Origin of the sequence: Corynebacterium amycolatum SK46 (genome assembly GCF_000173655.1) — a bacterium.
GTDB lineage: Bacteria > Actinomycetota > Actinomycetes > Mycobacteriales > Mycobacteriaceae > Corynebacterium > Corynebacterium amycolatum_A.
The window spans coordinates 40,393-64,334 of record NZ_ABZU01000004.1; the positions used below are offsets into that span (position 1 = coordinate 40,393).

At 59.7% G+C, this 23,942-nt stretch carries 20 protein-coding genes; 6 read left to right on the plus strand and 14 right to left on the minus strand.

Annotated features, from left to right (window positions below; translation table 11 throughout):
* Positions 1 to 38: 38 nt before the first annotated feature.
* Together CORAM0001_RS04190 and hisD are read right to left on the minus strand one after the other, a co-directional pair.
* On the minus strand, positions 39 to 1,181 hold the full coding sequence (locus tag CORAM0001_RS04190) for a histidinol-phosphate transaminase (RefSeq protein WP_005510335.1): 1,143 nt from the start codon (positions 1,179 to 1,181) through the stop codon (positions 39 to 41).
* Positions 1,181 to 2,530, minus strand: coding sequence for a histidinol dehydrogenase (gene hisD, locus CORAM0001_RS04195; protein WP_005510362.1), 1,350 nt, complete (start codon positions 2,528 to 2,530; stop codon positions 1,181 to 1,183). The genes CORAM0001_RS04190 and hisD overlap by 1 nt, the downstream gene beginning before the upstream one ends.
* A 296-nt stretch (positions 2,531 to 2,826) precedes the next feature.
* Here hisD and CORAM0001_RS04200 point away from each other — a divergent pair, with 296 nt between their 5' ends.
* Genes CORAM0001_RS04200 through CORAM0001_RS04210 form a run of 3 tightly spaced genes read left to right on the plus strand, consistent with a single transcriptional unit; the run spans position 2,827 to position 7,027 of the window.
* A complete protein-coding gene (locus tag CORAM0001_RS04200; RefSeq protein ID WP_005510319.1) occupies positions 2,827 to 4,533 on the plus strand; it encodes a hypothetical protein in 1,707 nt (568 codons plus the stop codon).
* A gap of 41 nt (positions 4,534 to 4,574) precedes the next feature.
* The gene (locus CORAM0001_RS04205) at positions 4,575 to 6,401 is read left to right on the plus strand and encodes a hypothetical protein (RefSeq protein ID WP_244261989.1); all 1,827 of its coding nucleotides are present in this window, start codon (positions 4,575 to 4,577) and stop codon (positions 6,399 to 6,401) included.
* 50 nt (positions 6,402 to 6,451) lie between these two features.
* The gene (locus CORAM0001_RS04210) at positions 6,452 to 7,027 is read left to right on the plus strand and encodes a hypothetical protein (protein ID WP_005510380.1); all 576 of its coding nucleotides are present in this window, start codon (positions 6,452 to 6,454) and stop codon (positions 7,025 to 7,027) included.
* A 37-nt stretch (positions 7,028 to 7,064) separates the two neighbouring features.
* Here the strand turns inward: CORAM0001_RS04210 and nadC are convergent, their stop codons facing one another.
* The 6 genes from nadC to bioB all read right to left on the minus strand — a co-directional run bounded on the left by nadC (position 7,065) and on the right by bioB (position 12,841).
* Complete coding sequence (gene nadC / locus CORAM0001_RS04215) at positions 7,065 to 7,946, minus strand: carboxylating nicotinate-nucleotide diphosphorylase (protein ID WP_005510295.1); 882 nt, start codon at positions 7,944 to 7,946, stop codon at positions 7,065 to 7,067.
* Positions 7,947 to 7,952: 6 nt separating this feature from the next.
* Entirely contained in the window at positions 7,953 to 9,554 is a 1,602-nt protein-coding gene (gene nadB, locus CORAM0001_RS04220) for an L-aspartate oxidase (protein WP_005510398.1), read from the minus strand.
* Positions 9,523 to 10,599 (minus strand): quinolinate synthase NadA, encoded by a 1,077-nt coding sequence (gene nadA, locus CORAM0001_RS04225; protein ID WP_005510420.1) that lies wholly within the window; start codon positions 10,597 to 10,599, stop codon positions 9,523 to 9,525. Before nadA ends, nadB begins: the two co-directional genes overlap by 32 nt.
* A 291-nt stretch (positions 10,600 to 10,890) precedes the next feature.
* Positions 10,891 to 11,469 (minus strand): hypothetical protein, encoded by a 579-nt coding sequence (locus CORAM0001_RS04230; protein ID WP_005510394.1) that lies wholly within the window; start codon positions 11,467 to 11,469, stop codon positions 10,891 to 10,893.
* Between the two features lie 75 nt (positions 11,470 to 11,544).
* Positions 11,545 to 11,847 carry a biotin synthase auxiliary protein BsaP gene (bsaP, locus tag CORAM0001_RS04235; RefSeq protein WP_005510391.1) on the minus strand — a complete coding sequence of 101 codons (303 nt, stop codon included), beginning with the start codon at positions 11,845 to 11,847 and terminating at the stop codon, positions 11,545 to 11,547.
* Positions 11,834 to 12,841 carry a biotin synthase BioB gene (bioB, locus tag CORAM0001_RS04240; protein ID WP_005510275.1) on the minus strand — a complete coding sequence of 336 codons (1,008 nt, stop codon included), beginning with the start codon at positions 12,839 to 12,841 and terminating at the stop codon, positions 11,834 to 11,836. The genes bsaP and bioB overlap by 14 nt, the downstream gene beginning before the upstream one ends.
* Before the next feature lie 191 nt (positions 12,842 to 13,032).
* Here bioB and CORAM0001_RS04245 point away from each other — a divergent pair, with 191 nt between their 5' ends.
* Positions 13,033 to 13,701 (plus strand): TetR family transcriptional regulator, encoded by a 669-nt coding sequence (locus CORAM0001_RS04245; RefSeq protein ID WP_040361158.1) that lies wholly within the window; start codon positions 13,033 to 13,035, stop codon positions 13,699 to 13,701.
* 41 nt (positions 13,702 to 13,742) lie between these two features.
* Here CORAM0001_RS04245 and CORAM0001_RS04250 read toward each other — a convergent pair whose 3' ends face one another.
* From CORAM0001_RS04250 to CORAM0001_RS04270, 5 genes are all read right to left on the minus strand, one after another.
* Positions 13,743 to 15,107 carry a Na+/H+ antiporter family protein gene (locus tag CORAM0001_RS04250; RefSeq protein WP_005510366.1) on the minus strand — a complete coding sequence of 455 codons (1,365 nt, stop codon included), beginning with the start codon at positions 15,105 to 15,107 and terminating at the stop codon, positions 13,743 to 13,745.
* Between the two features lie 89 nt (positions 15,108 to 15,196).
* Positions 15,197 to 15,556, minus strand: coding sequence for a biotin/lipoyl-containing protein (locus CORAM0001_RS04255; protein WP_005510372.1), 360 nt, complete (start codon positions 15,554 to 15,556; stop codon positions 15,197 to 15,199).
* A 71-nt stretch (positions 15,557 to 15,627) separates the two neighbouring features.
* A complete protein-coding gene (locus tag CORAM0001_RS04260) occupies positions 15,628 to 15,933 on the minus strand; it encodes a hypothetical protein (RefSeq protein WP_040361161.1) in 306 nt (101 codons plus the stop codon).
* A complete protein-coding gene (locus CORAM0001_RS04265) occupies positions 15,933 to 17,546 on the minus strand; it encodes an acyl-CoA carboxylase subunit beta (RefSeq protein WP_005510405.1) in 1,614 nt (537 codons plus the stop codon). The genes CORAM0001_RS04260 and CORAM0001_RS04265 overlap by 1 nt, the downstream gene beginning before the upstream one ends.
* Before the next feature lie 23 nt (positions 17,547 to 17,569).
* Positions 17,570 to 19,066, minus strand: coding sequence for a methylmalonyl-CoA carboxytransferase subunit 5S (locus tag CORAM0001_RS04270; protein WP_040361163.1), 1,497 nt, complete (start codon positions 19,064 to 19,066; stop codon positions 17,570 to 17,572).
* A 272-nt stretch (positions 19,067 to 19,338) separates the two neighbouring features.
* Between CORAM0001_RS04270 and glgX the strand changes: the two genes are divergently transcribed.
* Positions 19,339 to 21,480 carry a glycogen debranching protein GlgX gene (glgX, locus tag CORAM0001_RS04275; protein WP_005510414.1) on the plus strand — a complete coding sequence of 714 codons (2,142 nt, stop codon included), beginning with the start codon at positions 19,339 to 19,341 and terminating at the stop codon, positions 21,478 to 21,480.
* A gap of 171 nt (positions 21,481 to 21,651) precedes the next feature.
* Here the strand turns inward: glgX and CORAM0001_RS04280 are convergent, their stop codons facing one another.
* On the minus strand, positions 21,652 to 21,894 hold the full coding sequence (locus tag CORAM0001_RS04280) for a HigA family addiction module antitoxin (protein WP_005510305.1): 243 nt from the start codon (positions 21,892 to 21,894) through the stop codon (positions 21,652 to 21,654).
* A gap of 323 nt (positions 21,895 to 22,217) precedes the next feature.
* Between CORAM0001_RS04280 and CORAM0001_RS04285 the strand changes: the two genes are divergently transcribed.
* The gene (locus CORAM0001_RS04285; protein ID WP_005510392.1) at positions 22,218 to 23,855 is read left to right on the plus strand and encodes an exonuclease domain-containing protein; all 1,638 of its coding nucleotides are present in this window, start codon (positions 22,218 to 22,220) and stop codon (positions 23,853 to 23,855) included.
* The last annotated feature ends 87 nt before the right edge of the window (positions 23,856 to 23,942 follow it).

A 23,942-nucleotide genomic window follows, 5' to 3' on the forward strand; every position in this document is an offset into this window, starting at 1 on the left:
ATCTCTCCTTGTAGTGGGATGTACCGGCAGCATTTCGCTTAAGCCAGCGCGGTCGCTGCCAATTTCTTGGCCGCCGCCAGCAGCGCATCATTTTCTCTGGGCAGACCAATAGTGGCACGGAGACGACCGGGCACGCCAACATCGCGGATGAGTACTCCCTCATCCAAGAAGCTCTGCCATGCCGTCGCGGCATCGGCGAAACGACCGAAGAAGACGAAGTTGGAGTACGAGTCAATCACGTCGTAGCCATAGCTGTTCAGGGCGGCTACGACGCGGTCACGCTCGTCGGCAAGCTTTGCGACGGTCGACAGCGTCGCATCCGAGTGGCGGAGTGCAACCGTGGCTGCGGCCTGCGTCAACGTCGACAGGTGGTATGGCAGACGCACGAGCATCACAGCATCAATAAATGCTGGGTTAGCAACGAAGTAGCCGAGGCGGCCTCCGGCGAAGTCGAAAGCCTTGCTCATCGTACGGGAGACAACCAGCTTCGACGGGAACTCAGCCAGCAGCGTTGTCGCCGACGGCTCCTCAGTGAACTCGGCGTAGGCCTCATCGACAATGACGATGCCCGGCGCGGCTTCAATAATGCGGCGCAGGTCAGCGAGCGTGGTCAGGTTGCCAGTCGGGTTGTTCGGAGTCGTGATGAAGATGACGTCAGGACGGTGCTCGGCAATGGCCGCGAGCGCACTATCCATGTCGATGTCGAAGGTCTCCGGGTCGCGGTCGATGCCGATGAACTCCGTCTGCGTGCCGGACGAGAGGATCGGGTGCATCGAGTAGCTGGGCACAAAGCCCATTGCGCTGCGCCCCGGCCCGCCAAATGCCTGCAGCAGCTGCTGGAGAATCTCATTGGAGCCGTTGGCGGCCCATACCTGGTCGACGGTGATGTCCACGCCGGTCTGGCGGGTGACATAGTCGGCGAGTGCGCTGCGCAGTGCTACTGCGTCACGGTCCGGGTAGCGGTTGAGGTCAGAGGCGACCTTCTCCACTTGCGCCACCAGGTCGGCGATGAGGTCATCGGATGGCGGGTACGGGTTTTCGTTGGTGTTCAGGCGAACATCGACGTCGAGCTGCGGAGCACCGTAGGCTTCCTCGCCGCGCAGTTCGTCGCGCAGTGGCAAATCTGCCAGCGCCAACTTGGCCACCGACGGCTGTGGCTGATTCTCAGGCTGGTTGCTCATTAGTTGTTCCCCTTTTCTGCGCCATTGATCTCAGAGCCGAGAAGCGTCTCAAAGCGGGCACGGATGGCCTCGCCGTGCGCTGGCAGTCGTTCTTCGTTGGCCAGGACTACCACGCTGTCGGCAACTTCCTTCAACGCGGCCTCGTTGTAGTCAATCATGTGGACCGACTTGAGGAAGGTGTGCGTTGACAGGCCCGAGGCGTGGCGGGCGGTGCCGGAGGTCGGCAACACGTGGTTAGAGCCGGCCGAGTAATCGCCCAGTGGCACCGGCGAGAAGCGACCGATGAAGATTGCGCCAGCGTTCGTAATACGTTCGGCATCGGCCTGCGCGTTTTCGGTGTGGATCTCCAGGTGCTCAGCGGCGTAGGCATCTGCAACCTGGATGCCGATATTCATGTCGTCGACAAGCACGATGCCAGACTGATCGCCGGTGAGCGCCTCGCGAACGCGGTCGGCGTTCATGGTGACCTCGTAGCGGTTTTCGACCTCGCGGTCGACGGTGGCGGCGAAATCGGCGTCGTCAGTGATAAGCACGCTGGCGGCCATGACGTCGTGCTCAGCCTGGGAAATCAGGTCGTAGGCGACGGAGACAGGATCAGCGGTGTTATCTGCGAGAATGGCAATTTCGGTCGGGCCAGCTTCGGCGTCGATACCGACGACCGAGCGGCACAGGCGTTTGGCGGCGGTAACGAAGATGTTGCCCGGACCGGTGACCATGTCGACCGGCTCGAGGCTCTCGTTTTCATCGCCGTATGCGAGCAGTGCGACAGCCTGTGCACCACCGACGGCCCACACCTCGGTCACGCCAAGCAGCTTGCAGGCAGCCAGGATGGTCGGGTGCGGCCAGCCGTCGTTGTCGGCCTGCGGCGGAGAGGCGACGACGAGGGACTCCACACCAGCTTCCTGAGCTGGGATGACGTTCATCAATACGGACGACGGGTAGACGGCGTTGCCCCCGGGGACGTAAAGACCGACGCGCGAAACCGGAATCCACTTCTCGCGGACAATGCCGCCGGGCAGAAGTTCAACAGTCTTATCATTCGGCTTCTGAGCAGCGTGGAACGCGCGCACGCGCCCGATGGACTCCTGCAGAGCAGAGCGGACATCGTCTTCCAGCGCAGCTTCCGCGGCATCGATAACCTCAGCTGGAACGCGCATGGATACCGGACGAATACGGTCGAACTTCTCGGAGTACTCCATCGCCGCTTCCACACCACGGGCTGCCACGTCATCGACAACGGGCTTGACCGTGGGAATCATCGAATCAACGTCTGCCGCACCACGCGGCAACACTCGACGCAGAGTGGCGGTGGTGGGAGTCTGACCGCGAAGATCAATAGTGGACAACATAATTAATTAGTAACCGCCTATTCGCACGATGGATTCATACGTGAGCACTTCAGAGTGACAAAGAAATGACAACAAAGTATTGAAAATCTGGGTCAAAGCCAAAGACTTTATCCACGGTTTTCGCTACTATTCGCCCTTAAAGGCACCCTTGAGTATGAACTAAGCATATCTTTCTCACGTTAGGTTCATACCGATTGCCCCATTTAACCCCTCATACTGTGGCGCAAGTTAGCTCCGCCACAGTGACCCATTACAGTGTTAAGGAAAGTAGTAACCAGTCGTAGAAAGGTCAGCTGTTGAACCAGGAAGGAAACAGCCCGGATTTGCCGGAGCTCGTCGCAGCCTATGCAGACGCGACCGCAGCCGACAATTCCCTGGCCACGCGCCAACTGGAATCAGTTTTCGCGCATCATTTCTACAACCCACAGCTCTTTTCTGACCCGGAAGCCCACGGCGTTACCGAACACGTCGGCGCGTTTTACCGCATAGTCCGCGAGGTCACCGAATCGCTCGGCATGATGACGGCTGCGCACGATGCCGCCCTGAACTGGATGGTATGGGCATCCGATAACGACAACGTCCCGGAGTACTGGCGCGCCCGGGCACGGCTAGCGGCGGATGAAGCCCGCCGCTACACCACCTTTATCGCCGATGGCCCCACCTCTGCTGCCGCAGAGACCGAAATCCCACTCATCGCACGCATGAGCAGGGAGATCACCTCGTACCGGGCACTCGTGCTTGCCGACGATCTGGATGCCCCAACCAGCAGTCACAGCGCGGTGACCACGGATTCGGATGGGCCGCGGCCGCAGGAATCGTCGGCAAGCGAAGAAGCGGAGGAGCCCTTTAGCCCACGCCAGTGGAAGAAGCGGGCGGCACTGACTGACGCGCTGATTCGGATTGCAAGCGCCCTGCGAAAGGTCAACCGCGAGGACTTGGCACGGGAGCTGCACGAGATGATTCGTGCACTGCCAAATGAGGATAAGTTTGAGTCGATTGCGCTGGCGAAGACTCTGACGGAGGCATCACTGCTGCACCGAGCCGGGAAAGTCGTCGACGCAGCGCGACTTTGCGCCTCACAGCTCAATGCAATCGGTAACCGCTCCGTAATCGCGGGCCTTGAGCTGAGGCAGAATTTGGCACGGTACTCGATAGAGACCGGTAATAGCGATACCGCGTTCCGAATGCTGTCAAACAACGTGGCAGTCGCGGACCAGCACAGACTGGACACTGACTATATTCTCGCGGTTCGTGAGATGGCAGACATCAACTTCGAGGTGGCACATGACAAGCCCGATGCCGCGGAGATGCTGAAGCTAACTCAGCGCGCCCAGGATGTGTCGGCAGACTACCCCAACTGTGAAGTCACCATGGAAATCGCGCTGCTGAAGGCAACGGCACTGTACGAACTCGGAGATTTCCGTCATGCCGGCCAGGAAGCAGAGTCGGTTGCAAAGTGGTCTGAGCCTACCCAGGATGCCGCACGTACTGATTTTTCCTGTGCCATTGCGGCGGAATCGGCAGTCCAAGAGGGAAATACTGAGCATGCCGCAGTACTCTTCGACGCACTGGCCGATATTCGTGCCGGATACTCGTCCCCGATTTCGCCTGCGGAAACTCTGATGGATGCCGCACTATCACTCAGTAACGTGGGCGCCACAAGTGAGCTGACCGACCACCTGATGGAACGCTCACGTGGCTACGTGGTTGGGTCCTGGGAATCGGCCAAGTGGCACGAAGCACAGGCGCTGTTGTGCTGGTCTGTGTGGGACAACGACGGCGTGTACAAGTACGCCGACGAAGCTGCCGAGCTTTTCTTAGAAGCCCACGCCCCTGCCGACGCCGCCCGCACGCTGACCATCGCGGTGCGTGCTGCTGCTAGTGATAACAATGAGGATCGCGCCCGCCGGTTCGCGGTTCGTATCGGCGACCTAGTCGGCCCGGATCACCCAGTGCGCGATGAAGTTCGTGGACTAATGCGTAGCTTTTCAAACCCGGATTAACAGCGCACCCGACTGCACAGGTCTGAAAAACAAAGCAGTTTTTGCATCTTCCCGATGCCACGGGCGAAGATAGTCCAATGGTCTGGTGGGAAGAAGAAAACTCTGAGTCTGGAATTCAAGTTGGCGATTGGGATACCGGCATCGCGGCCGACTACGCGTCAGGGAATTCAGAAAACGCATCAGCAACGGAGAACTCGTCCGAACCCCTGGACTTTCCTCCCCTGCCCAATCCGCTAAAGGCATTACCGGACTCACTTCCGGAGCTGCTGGTTATTTCCCGCAGGGCCGGTGCCACGCTCGACCACGTCACCAGTTGGCGCGCTGTCACCAAGTTCGCCCACACGCACTGGTTAGCCGACGCGCCTACCAACTCCCCCGATGTCGTTGGCGAATTCCACGCACTCAGGCACGCAGTCGCCGACCAACTGGAATTAGTAGAAGAAGCCGCTGCTGCACGCGCCGAGTGGCTGCGCTGGGCAACTGAGGCCAACATCCGCCCCGCGATCTTGCACGCACGCTCCTACGGAGCATTCGCCGAGGCAGAGGCCTTCATCGACGCCAACCCAGGTGATGCCATCACCGGCCGGCGCCCCGAGGACTCCGAAATCCCCGAGCTGATCAGTCTTACTAAGGACATCGTCGCCACCACTCCACAGCCCGGCGAGGCCTATTACTACCTGGTCAGCGCGGCTGTTGCCGGCGCCGCAGCATCGCTGGCGCGCCGGGCGGAAATCGCCGGTCAACTCTCTGAATGGTCCGCACGCTGGGCACCAAAGCGAAGCAGTTTCGACGACCGCAAGCTGTTGGAGGCGCAGCTCGCACACAGCCGTGGTGAGCTGCGCAGGGCCGCCCGCATCGCAGCCAGCGTCGCGGCAGCCCCTCAGTCGGAACCCGTCACCACGACGATTGAAGCACGCCAATTCCTGGCTTTCCTCTCTCTGGAAGCTGGTGAGGAAGCGGAGGCAATCCGCCAGCTACGCCCAATCGTGCAGGCTGGTCTCGATGCAGGACTCACAGTCGCGGTGCTTCGCAGCGTGCGTCTGCTCTGTGCGCTTCTCAACGCCCACGGCGATTTCGCGGAATCCGCCGACATTGCCCGCCGCGCGCTCGCCAGCGCCGAGGGCATGCCGGTCAACCCCATCACCATGGATATCCAGCTCGTTTTGGCCCGCAGTCTCCTCGATGCCGACGAGGTTGACGAGGCGCTGCGCTTTGCCGAACCAGTTGCGCACTGGTCAGCATTTACCGCCGATGAAGAACGCACCGACGCGGCATTTTCTATTGCCTCCACAGCCGCGGGTCTCGGCAATAATCCCCGCCAGGCGGCAAAGCTGCTCATCGAACACGGCGAGCACCTTGAACGCAACGGCGATACCAAGGGTGCTGCCAAGGCCTACCGCCAGGCTGCGCGTTCCATCATTCATGTCATTGATCTGGTCATTTCCGAAGAGGGCTCCGAATTCACCGCCGAGATCGCCTCCGAGGACGCTTCCGCCGCCATCGACCACACACTCAACGAGGCTGAGGACCTTCTGCTGCGTTCTCAGAAGCTCATCTCCGACGACTGGTCACTCGCCGACTGGCACGACGATGCGGCCTACGTCTTCTACTCCGCTGGCCGCGACACTTTGGCCATCAACCATGTGGAAGCCGCCGCGAAGGGCTACCTGCAGTCCGGCGATGGCGAGGAAGCCGCCCGCGCGCTGCTGGCGGGGGTTCGCTACCGTCTCGACGCGGGTGATTCCGACGGTGCCGCCGCCTATGCTCGGCGCGTCGAAGAGCTTCTGCCCCGCGACGTGTGGGAAGGCCATCCTGTTCTCGATGCCCTTGACGTCATCATCATTCAGTCGCTTGACGACGAGTACTAGTGCCCCGCCCACTTCGGTGCTGGCGGTGGCACAAAGTAGAGTGTTAGGTCATGACTACTTCTGGTGATTCCGCGACTTCTAGCCCGCAGCAGCTTTTCGACGCCGCCACGGCATTGGCTGAGGAAAACAACCTCTGGGAAGCAGCCCTGACTCTGATGCAGGGGTTCGAGGAGCTCGGCGACAAGGCTGATGCCCCGCAGACCGACAGTCTGGGGCGCCCCATCCGTGGCTCTGCACCAAAGCTGATGGACAAGGCCGCGGACTGGTTGGATCTGTTGGATAACCTGGAGAAAGACGGCTTCAAGCCGACCGCGGACACCCCACCGCGCCACCTGCGCTGGGCGATGTGGCACACCTTGAACGGCCAGGCAGAGATTCGTCGAGGACATCAGGGGCGCGCCATTGATCACCTGGAGTTGGCGGCGGGACTTTTCCAGTCCGATAACCTCAATATCCAGGCCGTGCCTCTGCTTGCACAAATTGCACAGTGCCACCTGCATTTGGGCGATGTCGCTGCTGCGGAGAAGGCGCTTTACCGCGCACAGGAAACCTGTGATGAGCAATCGCGGGAGCGCTGGGGGTCGGCACTAAGCGAGATTGGGGCAGAGATCGCCCGTCGCCTGTAGGCGAAGCTGCGAAGCGATACCGGGGGGCCTGATTCAGCTACTGTTTGTCGAAGTCGAGTCCGACATCGAACACCTTGGCCGAGTGGGTTAGCGCGCCCACAGCCAGGTAATCGACACCACAGGACGCGAACTCACGAGCCACATCGATGGTCAGTCCACCAGAGGACTCAAGCTGCGTGGCCGGAGAAATCTGCGAGCGGCGCTGCACCGCGATCTGGGTCTCCCAGACCTCGAAGTTGTCCAGCATGACGATGTCCGGCTTCATCGGCAGGATTTCATCGAGCTGTGCGAGGGTATCGACTTCCACCTCGCACGGCAGCTCCGGATACTGAGCCCGCACCCTCTTCAACGCACCGGACACGGAACCGACAGCCACCACGTGGTTGTCCTTAATCAGTGCCTCATCGCCCAAAGCGTAGCGGTGGTTAATTCCGCCACCGCAGGTCACCGCATACTTTTCCAGGTTGCGCAGACCCGGCAGCGTCTTTCGGGAATCGCGCACCCGCGCACCGGTGCCAATAATCGCGTCAGCCCACTGGCGCGTCGCAGTAGCTACACCACTGGCGTGCGTGAGGATATTCAGCATTGTCCGCTCAGCAGTCAGCAACCCCCGAGTCGGCGCAGAAATCGTTGCCAGCACTGTGCCAGGACGCACCAGGGTGCCATCTTCAACGTGCTTTTCGACGGTGAACTCGCCCGAGATGACCTCCTGCAGCGTCCACTCCACCGCATCGATAGCCGCGATAACGCCCTCTTGCCTGGCCACCAGGCGGGCGCGTGCCTGCGCAGATGCCGAGACTGTCGACAGCGAGGTCACATCCGGCCCGAAGCTCATGTCTTCCTGCAGTGCCGTCCGAATGAGGCCACGGGTGATGTTTTCGTTCAGCACCCCGTGCAGAGTGTCCTTCTCAAGAGTCATGGCTAGCTAATCCCCGTCCTTTTCAAACCAAGTGTGGCACCCCAAAGTATATGGTCGTGCCAATGCCGCTTCGACGACTTTCCTTGCGGCCACTACCTGAACCGATTGCGGGAGCCGATCGATAACCGCCAACGCCTGCCGCAAACTCTGCTCATTACGCGTTACACCAGCACCTTCCTGCATCGCCGTCTGCAATTGGAAAAGCTGGCGCGGTTCCAGTTCTGGCCGTGGCTGCGGCAGGCCTTCAACCGCCGCTGAGAATTCCTCGTCCCCGACCGGCACAGCGTGTGTTTCAGCGACTTTTTCGGCCACCCGCTTGCCGACGACCAGTCCCTCCAGCAACGAATTGGAGGCCAACCTGTTGGCACCGTGGAGTCCCGTCGCGGAGCATTCGCCGGCCGCAAAGAGACCCGGCACGCTAGTTGCACCGAATGGGTCGACGGCAATACCACCACAGGTGTAGTGGACCGCCGGGGCCACGGGAATGAGGTCCTTGGTCGGATTAATCTCCGCTGCGGTCAGGCCCGCTGTAATCGTCGGAAAGCGGGCGGCGAAGTTGTCGATGTGACGTGCGTCGAGGAAGACGTGGTCCTCGCCGAGCTCGCGCATGCGAGTCGCGATGGCGCGCGAGACGATATCGCGCGGAGCCAGGTCCCCGCGAGGGTCAACGCCGGCGGTCACACTGTTGCCCCGAGAGTCGACGAGAATGGCTCCTTCACCACGGACAGCTTCGCTGATGAGATGGCGTCGGCCGGTGCCGTCTGATGCCGAGCGCTCGTCATAGAGCACCGTCGGGTGGAACTGGATAAACTCCATGTCCCGAATCTCCGCGCCAGCATCGGAGGCCATACCGATAGCCTCGCCGCGGGCACCCGAGGGGGCCGTAGTCGCGCGGTAAATATGCCCCACGCCACCGGTAGCCAGCAGAGTTGCGCTAGCGCGAATAGCGCCGCCACCACGGGGATCCGCTACCAGCGCCCCAAGCACGCGGCCGTCTTTGCCAACGATGAGCTGGCGCGCTGTGGCGTTCTGCAGTACTCGCACACCGGTAACTGAAGCTTCTAGGGCACGTTCGATTTCAGCACCAGTAGCGTCACCACCGGCATGGATAATGCGCCGCGCGTGGTGTCCGCCCTCTTTAGTGCGGGAATATACGGCCGGGTTATCCGGCGCCGGGTCGAATGTCGCGCCTAGCCCAATCAGCCACTCGGTCGCCGCAGCGCCGGCACGGATGATGGAAGCAACGGCCCCTTCATCGCAGTGCCCGGCACCGGCATCGAGGGTGTCCGCGATGTGGGAATCGGTGGTGTCGTCGAACCCATTGGCCACATGGCCGCTGGGGTCGTCGTCAAGCCCGACGACCGCGAGCCCGCCCTGGGCGAGATTCGTGGCGGCATCGGCGAAACGAAGCTGTTTACGGGCGCCGACGCGCCACTCAACGCTGTCAATGACCAGCACGTCGAGGCCGAGCTCAAGGGCCCGACGCGCAGCACTGAGACCTGCGACTCCCCCGCCGATGACGAGGAAGTCACACGTCAGTGTCCAACTGTCGAATGATGGGCGCAGACCAAACGTGTTACTCGCCCCCGCCTGGGTTACCGATGGCAATCATACGCTCGACCGAAGCGCGCGCCCTGTCGGCGACATCCGGCTCGACATCGACTTCATCGGCGCCTTCAACGAGGCAGCGCAGCAGAGCCGCCGGAGTGATGAGCTTCATGTACGAGCAGGAAGCGCGGTCGTTGACCGGCTCAAAGTCGACATCCGGCGCGGCCTTGCGCAGCTGGTGGAGCATGCCCACCTCAGTGGCCACGAGCACCTTGCCGTTGGGCTTGTTCTCCTTCAGCTTCTGCGCCTCGGTCAGCATCTCGCCGGTGGAGAGCATCTGCACGCGCTCCGGCTCAATGGTGCCTTCACCCGCGAGGTAAATCGCAGAGTTCGCGCAACCGCACTCCGGGTGAATGAACAACTGCGAATCGGCGTTCTCCTCCGCGCGGTGTGCGAGTTCCTCACCGTTGATATTGGCGTGGACGTGGCACTCACCAGCCCATACCTTGATGTTGTCGCGGCCGGTCTCACGGCGGACGTGTGCGCCGAGGAACTGATCCGGGTTGAACAGGATCTCCTGGTCTTCCGGGATGGACTTGACCACGTCAACGGCGTTGGAGGAAGTACAGCAGATGTCGGTCAGGGCCTTCACGTCTGCCGTGGTGTTAACGTAGCTGACCACCAGTGCGCCGGGATTCTCTGCCTTCCACTCGGCCAGCTCGTCCGCAGTGATGGAGTCCGCCAGAGAGCAGCCGGCGCGCTCGTCCGGAATAAGGACGGTCTTCTCAGGGCTCAGAATTTTGGCAGTTTCCGCCATGAAGTGGACACCACAGAAGACGATGACGTCGGCATCGGTTTCCGCAGCGATGCGGGAAAGCCCGAGGGAATCGCCGGTGTAGTCGGCAATATCCTGAATCTCCGGCAGCTGGTAGTTGTGCGCAAGAATCACGGCATTGCGTTCGCGGGCGAGACGCTTAATCTCCTGGGCCCAGCGCTCATCTGCAGTTACGCCACCGTAGCGGCCATCTTTATCGACTACCGATTCGTACAGATCCGATTCAAGGCGCGGCAGGCTGGAAGCATTGGCCGCAAGGCTGGTATTCACGGAAAACTACGTCCTTACTTCAATGGGCAGTGGCTACGACCGGAGAAAACGCCGTCACCGTTACCGGCAACGATCCCCGGAGGCATTCGCAGCGGACTCAAACGGGCAAGTGCAAGAGACCTAAGCTCGCCACACAATATCGAAAAAGCCCCTAAATCGGGGCGAATACTGACATCGAGAACGAACCTATTTCCCAAAATTGTAAGGCTTGTATAAGCCTATTTCCCAATAACTACCCCTGTTCAGTAGGAAATAGTGCTTTACGACGGCCCCGCGCAGAACCTCGCTGTCTCACTTAGTGACCGAATCTGCGTCCGTAACACTGTCCGCAGCGCTCTCGCTGCCTTCCGTGAAGTCCGTTCGGAACAGCACCCGGGACCACAGTGCGAGCATGGCAACCAGTGGCGCGACCAGCAGTGCTACATAGGTTTTAAAGTCCGGAATCACCGAGAGCTCATCGCCCGGCTGCATTCCCGCCAGATCCGGCTGGAGCAATGCCGCAACCGACTGACCGACGAGGTACGTCACTGCTGCGCTCATCAACGCGGAGAAACCTGCCCAGCCAATTGCTGTGAGCATCTGCACAGGGGTCGTGATGGCACGGTTTCGGAACGTAGTAATTCCCAGCACCAGGCCACTGATGGCAGTGACAGCAACAAACCAGAGCAGCCCGATAAAACCAGCGTCAACGGTTTCCTGAATAATCGCTAGTTGGTTATCTGGGAGCATTTGCACTTGCTGCTTGGGGCGCAGGAATGCCCAGGCCACTCCGGCTATCGTTCCCGTTACAACGGAGAAGAGAACAATACCCGAGGCCATTGCCACGCTCTGCTTTTCAACGTGTGGAACTCGGGTATTTTTCATAGTCATAGTTGACTAACTTACCTCACGGCGCACGTCCAGTACTAGCGTGCCTGACCGGCGCACTAGCACAATCAGCGCCTTTTATCGCTGCTCCAACATTACGGAGTCCACTTCGCCGTGGCGCGAGCACTTTGCAGTCCAGCCGTCCGGACGCACCTGCACCACCATCCGGCGCCCACAGAGCTGGCAGAATCGAGGCGCCTCCAGTCCAGCTTTTGCACCATAGGAGCGTTCGCGCACTTCACCAGCTTCAAGGTCGGCGCCGGTAAAAGGATCGAACTTGGGCTCGTCTCCCAGCACCATGGCCTGGAGCAGCTCTGTGGAGTCGACTTTCTTATTCCGCGTCGCGCGCGGGCTGGATGTCCGAGGCTTAGACAGTTGCATTGAGGGCCTTAATTGGAAGTCGTACCTTGCCAAGCATGTCCAGATCCTGCTCCGCCGGACGGCCCAGCGTGGTCAGGTAATTACCGACAATGACAGCGTTGATACCGCCAAGCAGTCCCTTTTCTGCGCCCAGGTCGCCCAGGGTGAGCTCACGACCACCAGCAAAACGCAGGATGGTCTTCGGCAGTGCCAAACGGAAAGCACCGATGGCGCGCAGTGCGTCCTTGGCCGGCATCGGCTCGCGGCCGGCGAACGGAGTGCCCGGGCGCGGGTCGAGGAAGTTCATCGGCACCTCGGTCGGGTTGAGGGCTGCCAGATCCTGAGCGAATTCAGCACGCTGCTCAAGGGTCTCCCCCATACCCAGGATGCCGCCACAGCAGACCTCCATACCGGCTTCGCCGACCATGCGCAGGGTGTCATGACGCTCTTCCCAAGTGTGGGTGGTCACGACCTGCGGGAAGTAGCTCTTAGCGGTCTCAAGGTTGTGGTTGTAGCGGTGAATACCGGCCTTGGCCAGGCGATCCACCTGCTCCTGCGTCAGAATGCCCATCGAGGCAGCCACATTAATGTCGACCTCTGCCTGAATGGCGGCGACGGCCTGTTCCATCTGGCTAAGCAGTCGCTCGTCCGGCCCCTTTACTGCAGCAACGATGCAGAACTCAGTCGCACCCGACTTTGCGGTCTGCTTGGCGGCGTCCACCAGCGCCGGAATATCCAGCCATGCCGAACGCACCGGCGACTCGAACAGACCCGACTGCGAACAGAAGTGGCAGTCCTCTGGGCAGCCACCGGTCTTCAGCGAAATAATGCCTTCAACCTCGACCTCCTCGCCGCACCACTTCAAGCGCACCTCGTGAGCCAGCGCCAGCAAATCCTCGATGCTGTCATCGTCGAGGTTGAGAACTGCCAGGGTCTCCTCATAGTTCAGCCCCTCACCGCAGACGAGCACCTTTTCTCGGGCGAGTTCCAAAATGTCCTGCTGCTGTTGAGTCATGGGGGCGACGCTCCTTGAGGCTGGGAATAAAACTTGAACAGTGTTTTGAAAGTTGTTCAATTATCAAACTTAATACCGCGTCTCCAGAATGTCGAACAGGGTTCAATTACCGTCGTGTCGCGGATTTACGCTCCCCATTTCAGTCTTGGGACATCTTCCAGATGATTCTTCTTTCGTCTACGGTAGGCAGTGTGCAATTGACCAAGGACATCATTGTCGACGCAGCTCTTACCATTCTCAACGAGTACGGACTCGGCGATCTCACGATCCGCCGCCTGACTCGCCACTTGGGTACCGCCGCTGGCGCAATGTACTGGCACTACCCTTCTAAGCAGGCACTGCTCGGCGCCGTCGCTGACCGCATCTTGGCTCCCTGCACAGAGTTTTCCGCCACCGGCGATTGGCGTGCCGACATCGAAGCCGTCGCCGAGCTGCTCTACTCCTGCCTCACCGCCCACCGGGATGGCGCCGAGGTCGTCTCGGCCGCACTCGCTACGGGCACCGCCACGATTCGCCCCGAACAACTGCTTGCCGACGTCCTGGAGAATGCACCCGAAACCTCCATCAGCACCACATCAGCGGCTGATACCGCGTCCGTCCTCGTGTACTTCATCCTCGGTGCGACGGTCGACCAGCAGACTGCCATCGCGCTTAATCTAAACCGCGCCAAGGGCGTTTCCAGCAAGGGCGACACCAGTGCCGAGAACGCCGCTGATAAGGATGTTAAGGTCGAGACTTCCTCTGAAGATGCGGCTGCACAGGCAAAAGAGCTCGGCCGCCAGCGCATTGCACTGGGAACCGAGCTCTTTATCGCCGGAATTTCAGGGGTCGCGGGACCTACGGGAATCGCAGGTCACTAAGCCCCGCTGAAGCAATCACGCTCACGGTCAAGCCCCCGGCGCTAAAGCACCAGAGCCGCTACCCAACCAGCTGCGAGCAGCGGCAGGTTGAAATGCAGGAAGGTCGGAATAACCGAATCGCGAATGTGGTCGTGCTGCCCATCGGCATTGAGACCCATCGTCGGGCCGAGCGTTGAGTCCGATGCCGGCGAACCAGCATCGCCCAGAGCACCTGCAGTACCAATGATGGCGACGGTAGCCATCGGCGAAAAGCCCAGCGACAGACACAGCGGCACGTAGATGATGGAGATAATCGGCAGTGTCGAGAAGGACGAACCAATACCCATCGTGACCACCAGACCAACGACCAGCATGGCGAATGCAGCAGCAGGCTTGTTGCCCGCAAACAGCTCTGCGGTGGCGGTCACCAGCGGTTCGACCTGACCGGACTCCGACATCACCGAGGCGAAGCCCTGTGCGGAAATCATGATGAAACCAATCAGGGCCATCATCTTCATACCGGCGGTGAACACGTCGTCCGCCTCACGCCAGCGCACGGCACCGGTGAGCATGAAGATTGCCAGACCGGTGAGTGCACCAATCAGCAATGGATCGGCATCGGTCTCCATAGAGTTCATTACAATCTGGACGACGAAGGTCACCACAATTGCAACGAGAGCAACGATAACTCGGTATTTCGACACCGGTTCGTCAGACTGGGATTCCGCGTGTGAGGACTGGACAATCGGCCGATCTTCGTAATGCCGTGGCTTCCGGTAGGAGAAAAATACGGCAATGGCCAGACCGGCCAACATACCGAGAGCCGGAATGCCCATCGTCATCATGATGTTGATATTGGAAACATCAAGACCAGCATTCTCGATGTTCCCCAGCAGAATGTCGTTCAGGAAGATAGAACCGAATCCAACCGGAACCCACATGTAGGTGGTGATCAAACCGAAGGTCATCACACTGGTAATCATTCGGCGGTCGATGTTGAGACGGTTAAATACCGGCAACAGCGGCGGAATAATCAGCGGGATAAACGCAATGTGAACCGGGATGAGGTTCTGCGACATAATCGCCATGGCCAAAATGCCGGCGACCATACCCCACTTGGTCCATGCCTCTGCCTTAGATTTAGCGCCTTCATCCTCCGTACCGATCTTGGCAATCAGCCAATCGGCCAGCAATTTGGGCAGCCCGGAGGATGCCACCGCCATGGCAAAGGCGCCCAGCATGGCATAGCTCAGGGCAATCTTCGCACCACCAGAGAGGCCTTCCTGGAAGGCAACCATTGTGGCATCGAGCCCCATACCGGCGGAAAGACCACCAACCAAGGCGCCAATAAACAGCGCTAGCACAACGTGTACCCGGCAGACCGCCAGGATTAGCATCACCAAAACGGCGAGAAGAACGGCATTCATAAGGAAAATATTAAGGCAACCTTAAGTATTTCCAGCAACCGGGGCTAGAAAGATTTCACCCCAAAATCTTTACACCCCGGCTAATGCGGCTAATCAATCGAGACAAGTCCCTGGCCGCCCTGCACTGCGTCGCCGACTTCAACATGAATAGAGCCGACGGTGCCTGCAGCCGGGGCCGTAATCTCGGTTTCCATCTTCATTGCCTCGAGAATGAGCAGCACCTCCCCAGCCTCAATCTTCTGGCCTTCCTCGACCAGAATCTTACTGACCGAACCTGCCAGTGGCGCCACCACCGAATTGGCGGAGACACCCGAGACACTAGCAGTGGCCGGCTCAACGGAAGCGCTCGACTGTCCACCCAACACGATGGGCGAAAGGCGCTTGGGCTCCTCAACTACTTCGACGTCGACATCGTAGGCAATGCCGCCGACAGTCACTTTCAATTTCATGGCTCAACAATCCTCACGTAGCAAAAGTCAATGAATCGGACTCAAATAAGTCGGTTATCGAAAATTTCCAACTAACGCAGGTTGCGCTGCTGCTGGATCTGACGTCCCTGCGCAGCCCACGTCTTGTGGCGGTTGTATCGAATTGCCTTCACCTTGCCGCGATTGCCTAGGTACGCAGACACCGCTGCCGAAATGGCGATGACAGTGTCCTCGGGGATATCTGCGTCCACGCGTTTGCGCAGTTCAGCCAACTCGCTTTCTGCCTGATGCAGGCGTGCCGTGGCCTTCTGCAAGCTTGTCGAGGTCGCATCCAACCGGTCGGCCAGTTCAGCGACGAGCGCTCGCAGCTCCTTAATCTCACCGATGCCGTCAGACATTACTGTGGCCCCAATCCGTGCTTCTTGGCCGGGCGAACCTCGCGCTTGTTACGCAGAACCGACAGTGCGTCAGCCACACGCAGGCGGGTTTCCGCCGGGTCAATCACGTCGTCGACCAGTCCTCGCGAGGCGGCGACATACGGCGTCGAGAAGCGTGTCTTGTATTCGGCGATACGCTCGTCGCGCACGCGCGCCTGCTCTTCCTCGTCGCCCGCGGCGGCAATTTCCTTTCGGAAGACCACGTTGACCGCGCCCTCTGCGCCCATCACTGCAATTTCCGCGGTCGGCCATGCGAATACGTAGTCCGCGCCGAGGTCCTTCGAGCACATCGCCAGGTACGCACCGCCGTAGGCCTTACGCATGACGACGGTCACCTTGGGCACAGACGCTGCGGAGTATGCGTAGAGCATCTTTGCGCCGTGGCGGATGATGCCGCCGTGTTCCTGGGTGACGCCCGGCATGAAGCCAGGAACGTCAACCAGGGTGACCAGCGGGATATTAAAGGCATTGCAGAAGCGGATGAACTTGGCACCCTTGTCCGAGGAATTGATGTCCAGCACACCGGACATCACGTTCGGCTGGTTGGCGACAAAGCCCACGGTACGGCCCAAAACTCGACCAAAGCCGACAACCAGGTTGGTGGCAAAACCCGCCTGGCACTCGAGGAAGTCGCCATTGTCCGCAATACGGATGATGACCTCGCGGACGTCGTAGCCCTTCTTGCCATCGACGGGGACGATGTCGCGGAGCTCTGGATCCGGCTCGGCGTCGAATACCGGATCGACAACCGGTGGCTCTTCTGTGTTGTTCTGTGGCAGGAAGCTTAAGAGCTTCTGCGCAATCAGGATGGCCTGCTCGTCATCATCGGCGACGAAGTCGATATTGCCGGCCTTGCCCATGTGCGCATCAGCACCACCCAGCTGCTCAGGGGTGACTTCCTCACCTGTGACCGACTTGATAACGCCCGGTCCGGTGATAAACATTTGCGCGTTGCGGGTCTGAATGATGAAGTCGGTCAACGCCGGCGAGTAGGCAGCACCACCGGCGCACGGGCCCGCAATGATGGACACCTGCGGCACCAGACCAGACAGCCACACGTTGTTGTAGAAGACCTGACCATAGCCCGACAGAGAGTCAATACCCTCTTGAATCCGGGCACCGCCGGAGTCGTTGATGAACACGAACGGAGTGCCATTGTCGGCAGCGGCACGCATGGTGGCCGCAACCTTGCGGGACTGTGTTTCACCGGCGGAGCCACCCATGACAGTGAAGTCCTGGGAGGCGACGTGCACTGCGCGGCCGAGAACCGCGGCAGTGCCGGTGACCACGCCGTCAGCAGGCGCGTCGGCGGTGTCCATGCCGAAGTCGGTGGTGCGGTGAGTCATGAACATGCCGGTTTCACGGAACGTGCCCTCGTCGACGAAGTTGTCGATACGCTCGCGGGCAGTCATCTTCCCACGTTCGTGCTGCTTGGCCTGGCGGGCTTCACCGCCACCGGCCTCCACACGCTGGCGCTGCGCATCCAAATAATCCAGGCGCTCCGCCATCGAGGCATCGACGCCCGGCGCGACGGCATCCGCCGAATTCGGCTGGTTTGCTGAACTTTGCGACATTGCTATCTCTTCTCCCGATGTTCTTAGGCGGGTTCCACCTGGACGGTCTGCGAGCGACCGCCGACGGTGACCTTGTAGCGGATTGGCTCGCGAATGGCATTGGCAGCGCCAGAGGCCTGCTCTGCCTCGCGCTTAAGCTGCTCGGCGGTCTTGCCGACGTTCTTCGGCCCCTCGCCGCGAGTGGTGAAGAATCCCGGCGCGACGGATGGGAACAGAGCGTTGGTCAAGACGTCTTCCGCAGTGCCGTTGTAGCCGTCGAGCTCCTTGGCCTCCTCGACCAGGTCATCCCACTCTGGCTCGAGCAGATCAGCCGGACGGACAGTGATTTCTTCCTTCTTGGTCTGCTCCGCTGCCTGCTTGATCAGCTCTGGGTTGCGCTCACCCGGGCACTGGCCGTAGTAACCGAGCATGAGGTCGGCGAACTCGGCGGTCATGACCTTGTAACGCCCCATCAGCACATTGAACACAGCCTGCGTACCGACGATCTGCGAGCTCGGCGTCACCAGCGGTGGGTAACCTGCGTCCTTGCGAACGATTGGCACCTCTCGCATAACCTCATCGACGCGGTCGCCCGCGCCCTGGGCCTTGAGCTGGTTTTCCATGTTCGACAACATGCCACCTGGAATCTGCGACATGAAGATGTCGGTGTTGACCAGGGTCTTGGACTCGAACTCTGCGTACTTCGGACGTACCTTGCGGAAGTGGTCACGAATCGTAATCAGATTGTCCATGTTCAGGTCGGTGGTGTAGCCGGTCCCCTCCAGCATCTCCACCAGTGACTCGGTCGGGTTATGCCCCGGACCAAGCGACATCGACGAAATTGCCGTGTCCACAACATCCGCACCAGCTTCGATGGCCTTCATCAAAGTCACCATCGTCACACCGGTGGTCGAGTGACAGTGGACGTTAATCTGGGTGTCCTCGCCGTAAGTTTCCTTGATACCGCGGATGATGTCGTAAGCCGGCTGGGGTTTCAGCAGTGCTGCCATGTCCTTCAACGCAATGGAATCTGCACCCATATCCAGTAGACGACCAGCGAGCTTTACGTACCCGTCGACGTCGTGAAGCGGAGACGTCGTGTAGCAGATCGTGCCCTGCGCATGCTTGTCGACGTTCTTGACCGCGCGCATGGCGTGCTCGAGATTGCGTGGGTCGTTGAGGGCGTCGAAAACGCGGAATACGTCCATGCCGTTTTCTGCGGACTTTTCGACGAATTTGTCGACCACCATGTCTTCGTAGTGGCGGTAGCCGAGCAAGTTCTGGCCGCGCAGCAGCATCTGCAGGCGACTGTTGGGCATCAACTTGCGGAATGTTCGCAGGCGCTCCCAGGGGTCTTCGTTAAGGAAGCGGATGCAGGCGTCGAAGGTTGCGCCACCCCAGCACTCCACACTCCAAAAACCGGCCTTGTCCATTTCTTCACAGACATCGACCATGTCTTCCATAGCCATTCGCGTTGCCATGAGGCTCTGATGAGCGTCTCGGAACGCTACTTCCGTTACACCAATGCTTCGTGGACTCATAATTCCAAAAGTAAAGGCCTTTGGGAATCTTCGCGCGTTGGTGACCGCGAATATTGGGGATTCGGTGCCCACCAAGGTGCGTTTGGAACGTCAAATTGCCCACTTGCAGGGTTAAATACTTATTTTCGCGCGAAGTTTATGCACTTAACCGTTCGACTCGATTTTTTCTTGGGGGTCGTTTTTGCGAAGTGCGCTCGACAGATGGGACGAATGGCGCGCCCACACGGGACCGAAAAGGCTCATGTTTTTTACAAAACGGTTAAGGTAGTCACATGAACCAAGCAAACACAGTCGGCGATTATCAAGTGTGGCCGGGTGAGCCTTACCCGCTCGGATCTACCTACGACGGCGCTGGCACCAACTTTGCGCTCTTTTCCGACGTTGCGGAAAAGGTAGAGCTTTGTCTGATTAGCGCCGAAGGCGAAGAAACACGCATTGAGCTGGAAGAAGTCGATGCGCATATCTGGCACTGCTACATCCCGTCCATCATGCCGGGCCAGCGCTACGCCTACCGCGTACACGGCCCATTCGATCCGGCCAACGGTAAGCGTTGTGACCCCAACAAGCTGCTGGTCGACCCATACGCCAAGGCTTTCGACGGCGAATTCGACGGTCACTCCTCCCTGTTCAACTATGACATTCATGACCACTCGAAGCGCAACACCGAGGACAGCCTGGGACACACCATGACGTCCGTGGTCATCAACCCGTTCTTCGACTGGGGCGCTGACCGCGCACCTCGCACGCCGTACAACGAGACCGTGATTTACGAGGCCCACGTCAAGGGCATGACCATGACTCACCCGGATATCCCGGAGGAGATGCGTGGCACTTATGCAGCGCTCGCTCATCCAGCGATTATTGACTACCTCAAGGACCTTGGTGTCACGGCTATCGAACTGATGCCGGTCCACCAGTTCCTCCAGGACGACCACCTGCGCGAAAAGGGACTGCGCAACTACTGGGGCTACAACACGTTCGGTTTCCTGGCACCTCACCAGGACTACTCAGCTTCCCAAAAGCCAGGTGGCGCAGTCAGTGAGTTCAAGGGCATGGTGCGCGCATTTCACGATGCCGGCATTGAGGTCATCCTCGACGTGGTCTACAACCACACCGCCGAGGGCAACCACATGGGCCCAACCATCTGCTTCCGAGGCATCGACAACGAGGCCTACTACCGCTTGGTCGAGGGTGACCGACAGCACTACATGGACTACACCGGAACCGGTAACTCCCTGAATGTGCGCCACCCTCACTCCCTGCAGCTGATTATGGATTCGCTGCGCTACTGGGTCTCCGAGATGCATGTCGACGGCTTCCGTTTCGATTTGGCCTCCACCCTGGCTCGAGAATTCCACGATGTGGATCGCCTCTCCGCCTTCTTTGACTTAGTGCAGCAGGATCCGATTGTCAGCCAGGTCAAGCTCATCGCAGAGCCGTGGGATGTCGGCGAAGGCGGCTACCAGGTCGGCAACTTCCCACCGCAGTGGACTGAATGGAACGGTAAGTACCGCGACACCATCCGCGACTTCTGGCGAGGTGAGCCATCCACGCTCGGCGAGTTCGCTTCACGTATCACCGGTTCCTCGGACCTCTATGCAAACAATGACCGCCGCCCAACTGCGTCAATTAACTTCGTGACCGCGCATGACGGTTTCACCCTCAACGACTTGGTCAGCTACAACGAGAAGCACAATATGGCCAACGGCGAGGACAACCGCGATGGCGAGTCCCACAACCGTTCGTGGAACTGCGGTGTGGAAGGCCCGACCGACGACGAGCGCATCATTTCGCTGCGCGCTCGCCAGCGTCGTAACTTCCTGACCACTCTCCTGCTGTCCCAGGGCACTCCGATGATTAGCCACGGTGATGAGATGGGACGTGGACAGAAGGGCAACAACAACGTCTACTGTCAGGACAACCGTTTGTCCTGGGTCGACTGGAATCAGACTCGTACCAACTCTGAACTGGTCGAATACACCCAGTTCCTGACTGAGCTGCGTGCGGAGCACCCAGTCTTCCGGCGCCGCCGCTTCCTGCGCGGTGGCCCGCTCGGTGCGGAAACCGACGATCGTGACATTGCCTGGCTGACCTATGAGGGTCGTGTCATGACTACCGATGACTGGAACTTCGACTTCGGCAAGTCGTTGATGGTCTGGCTCAACGGCGATGCCATCACCGAGCCTGATCGCCGAGGTCACAGGATTGAGGATGACTCCTTCCTGCTGTGCTTCAACGCCCACCACGAGGACATCATGTTCCAAATTCCGGGCACCGAATACGCACACAGCTGGGAAGTCATCATCGACACCACAGAGATCACGGGTCGCCCGACCCGCGAGCGCATCGTTGAGCCAGAAGGCGAGCTCCGCGTGCCAGCCCGTTCTACCATCGTGCTGATCGAGCGACACTAGCCGCGTCCGCATTGGGTGTAGGGGCCTGGGCCTGGGGTTGGGCCCTACACAAAAATCCCCTGTCGGCGGAAGTTTTCTTCCACTGACAGGGGATTTTCGGCTCTGAGTTCAACTCAAAACAGGGATTGGGTCAACACAGCACTGCGGGAGCCGAGCTGGCGTGAAGTCTTCTTACGCAGATGCGCGCATATTGAACTCCGCCTGAGAGTTCAACCAGTACTCCGGCTCGGTGTCAAAGTAGTCGGACAGTCGATTTGCGAGGTCAGTGGTGACCGCAGTGCGGCCGGTGCGAAAGCGCTCCAGAGTTGAGCTTGGCACGCCGATGGCAAGAGCCAGTCGGTAAATAGAGAGGTGTCGCGGCTCGAGGAAATTATCGTTCAAGATAGAACCAGGGTGCACAGGATGCGTGCTCAAAATGTTTACTCCTTATTTCATCGCTTCACTGGCATACGTTGTTTCCGCTTTGCCCTTCGCTTGAGCCCGAAAGCTCGAACGACCAGTTACCGCCGTTCGTCGAAAAGTATAAGGAGCGCCCGCTCAAAATGCATCCGGACATTTAATCCCCCAAAACATGTGGTTTTCAGGGGTACAGGCACCCCCACTGCCCGAACGCTCCATAAATATTCCTATTTCTGTGGACATTTCCACACTGTCGAAAGCCACATATACCCGGCGAGAATCGCAGGTACCGCAGCCTCTATGGGGCTCAATCCGCCATCGGCGCTACCATCTAGTGCATGATTACGACCACGCCATCCTCCGAGCCCGCCGTCGTCTTCGAGCTCACCGGCGACACGGTGACTATTACCGCAGATGGGCTCCGCCTTACCCACACCATCAACACGGCTAGCACCGCCCCCGCAAAGCCCCTCCCGCTTGCCGACGTTGCCGAGGTCGCATCGGCAAGTAAAAACGGTGTCTATACTCCGGCCAACCGCTTCTTCCCCGGCACGGTGGACCTCGGGGTAGCTTTGCCAAAGGCCCGTGTGATGTCTCATCGCCAAGCAGCAGCGCAGTTGCTGGCTGACCTCATGGCGGAGATGGCCAAGCATCCGGAGTTCTACAATTCAGCAGATGCTTTTACTTCCACGTTGATGCCGTGGGTGGCACAGCGCGCGGCGGTCACCGAAGGCGTGAGTGTGGTTGGGGGCGCGGGCGACGTCGTTAAGCAGTCTGTGCCCTTTGCACCGCTTCCTACTGGGGATGAGGTTGCGGCATCGGACATCGCACCGTTTGCAGCGTTCGATGTAGAGACAGCGAACGAAGACACCGGCTCGATTATTCAGCTTGGCGTTGCGGTCGTGCGTGGCGGGAAGGTGACGGAGCGTTATTCCTGGATGTGCCGTCCGCCAAAGGGGCTGGAGTATTTTGATGAAGCCAATGTCGCGATTCATGGCATCACGGCGGCGGATGTGGCCGGTGAGCCGTCATTTCCGGAGCAGCTGGCGAAGTTTGTTGACGTCGTCGGGGATTTGGACGTAGTTGCTCACAATGCGCGGTTTGATTTCACAGCCCTGTCGCGGGCGTGCCGGGCGGAAGGCATTCCAGCACCGAAGCTGAATTTTGCGTGTACTTATATGTGGGCTCGGCAGATGCAGTTGGGGCTGCCCAATTTGAAGCTGCCTACGTTGGCGGAGGCCGCAGGGGCGTCGCTGGAGAATCATCATGATGCGACGGCGGATGCGGTCGCATGTGCTGAGGTAGCGCTGTGGTTGATGGAGCAGCAGCGCGCGACATCGGTGGCTGATTTGAGCCAGAAGGTCTCGCTGAGCTTGGGCCAGATTGGCAGTGGACGAGTGCGGATGGTGCGCTATGACCCGTCTGGTGTCGCCAGCACTGGTGCCGGGACCAACGCGGGAACTGGTGCTGGTGCGCAGTCCGGCAGTTCCGCGCCGTCACGTCGGCCGCGTCGCAATGCGAAATGGGATGCAGCCAAGACACCGGACACCATTCCAGACCCAAATCCGGACGCGGATCCAAGCGGCCTCCTGTACCAGCAGCGGGTGACACTGACCGGTGATTTTGCACCGTATGACAAGGGCTTTCTGTGGGACAAGATTGCCTTTGCAGGTGCGAATATCAATAAGGGAGTCACGAAGAAAACGACCATTTTGGTCGCCGGTCCGTGGGATTCGGTGACCTCGAAGGAGAAGAGGGCTCGACAGCTGCAGGCCGAAGGCCAGGAAATCCAGATTTGGACTGAGAAGGAGCTCTTCACCGCACTCGGGCTGAATCCAGAAGAGGATGGCGCGTCCGAAGCCGGAGACACTGCGGAAGGGACGCCTAGCGCCAGCGCCGGGAACAACTCCAGTGAGTCGGTTCCGTTGTTTGGTTCCACTTCCCTGCCCGGCGATGACGGAATGCCGCCTTTCTAGGCCACGTTCACGAGAAGAAATTCGCATTCGGGCGGCGGGCCCAGGCTCCGGGGCTAGCTGCTGCCACAGCGGTCAGGCAGCAGCTTT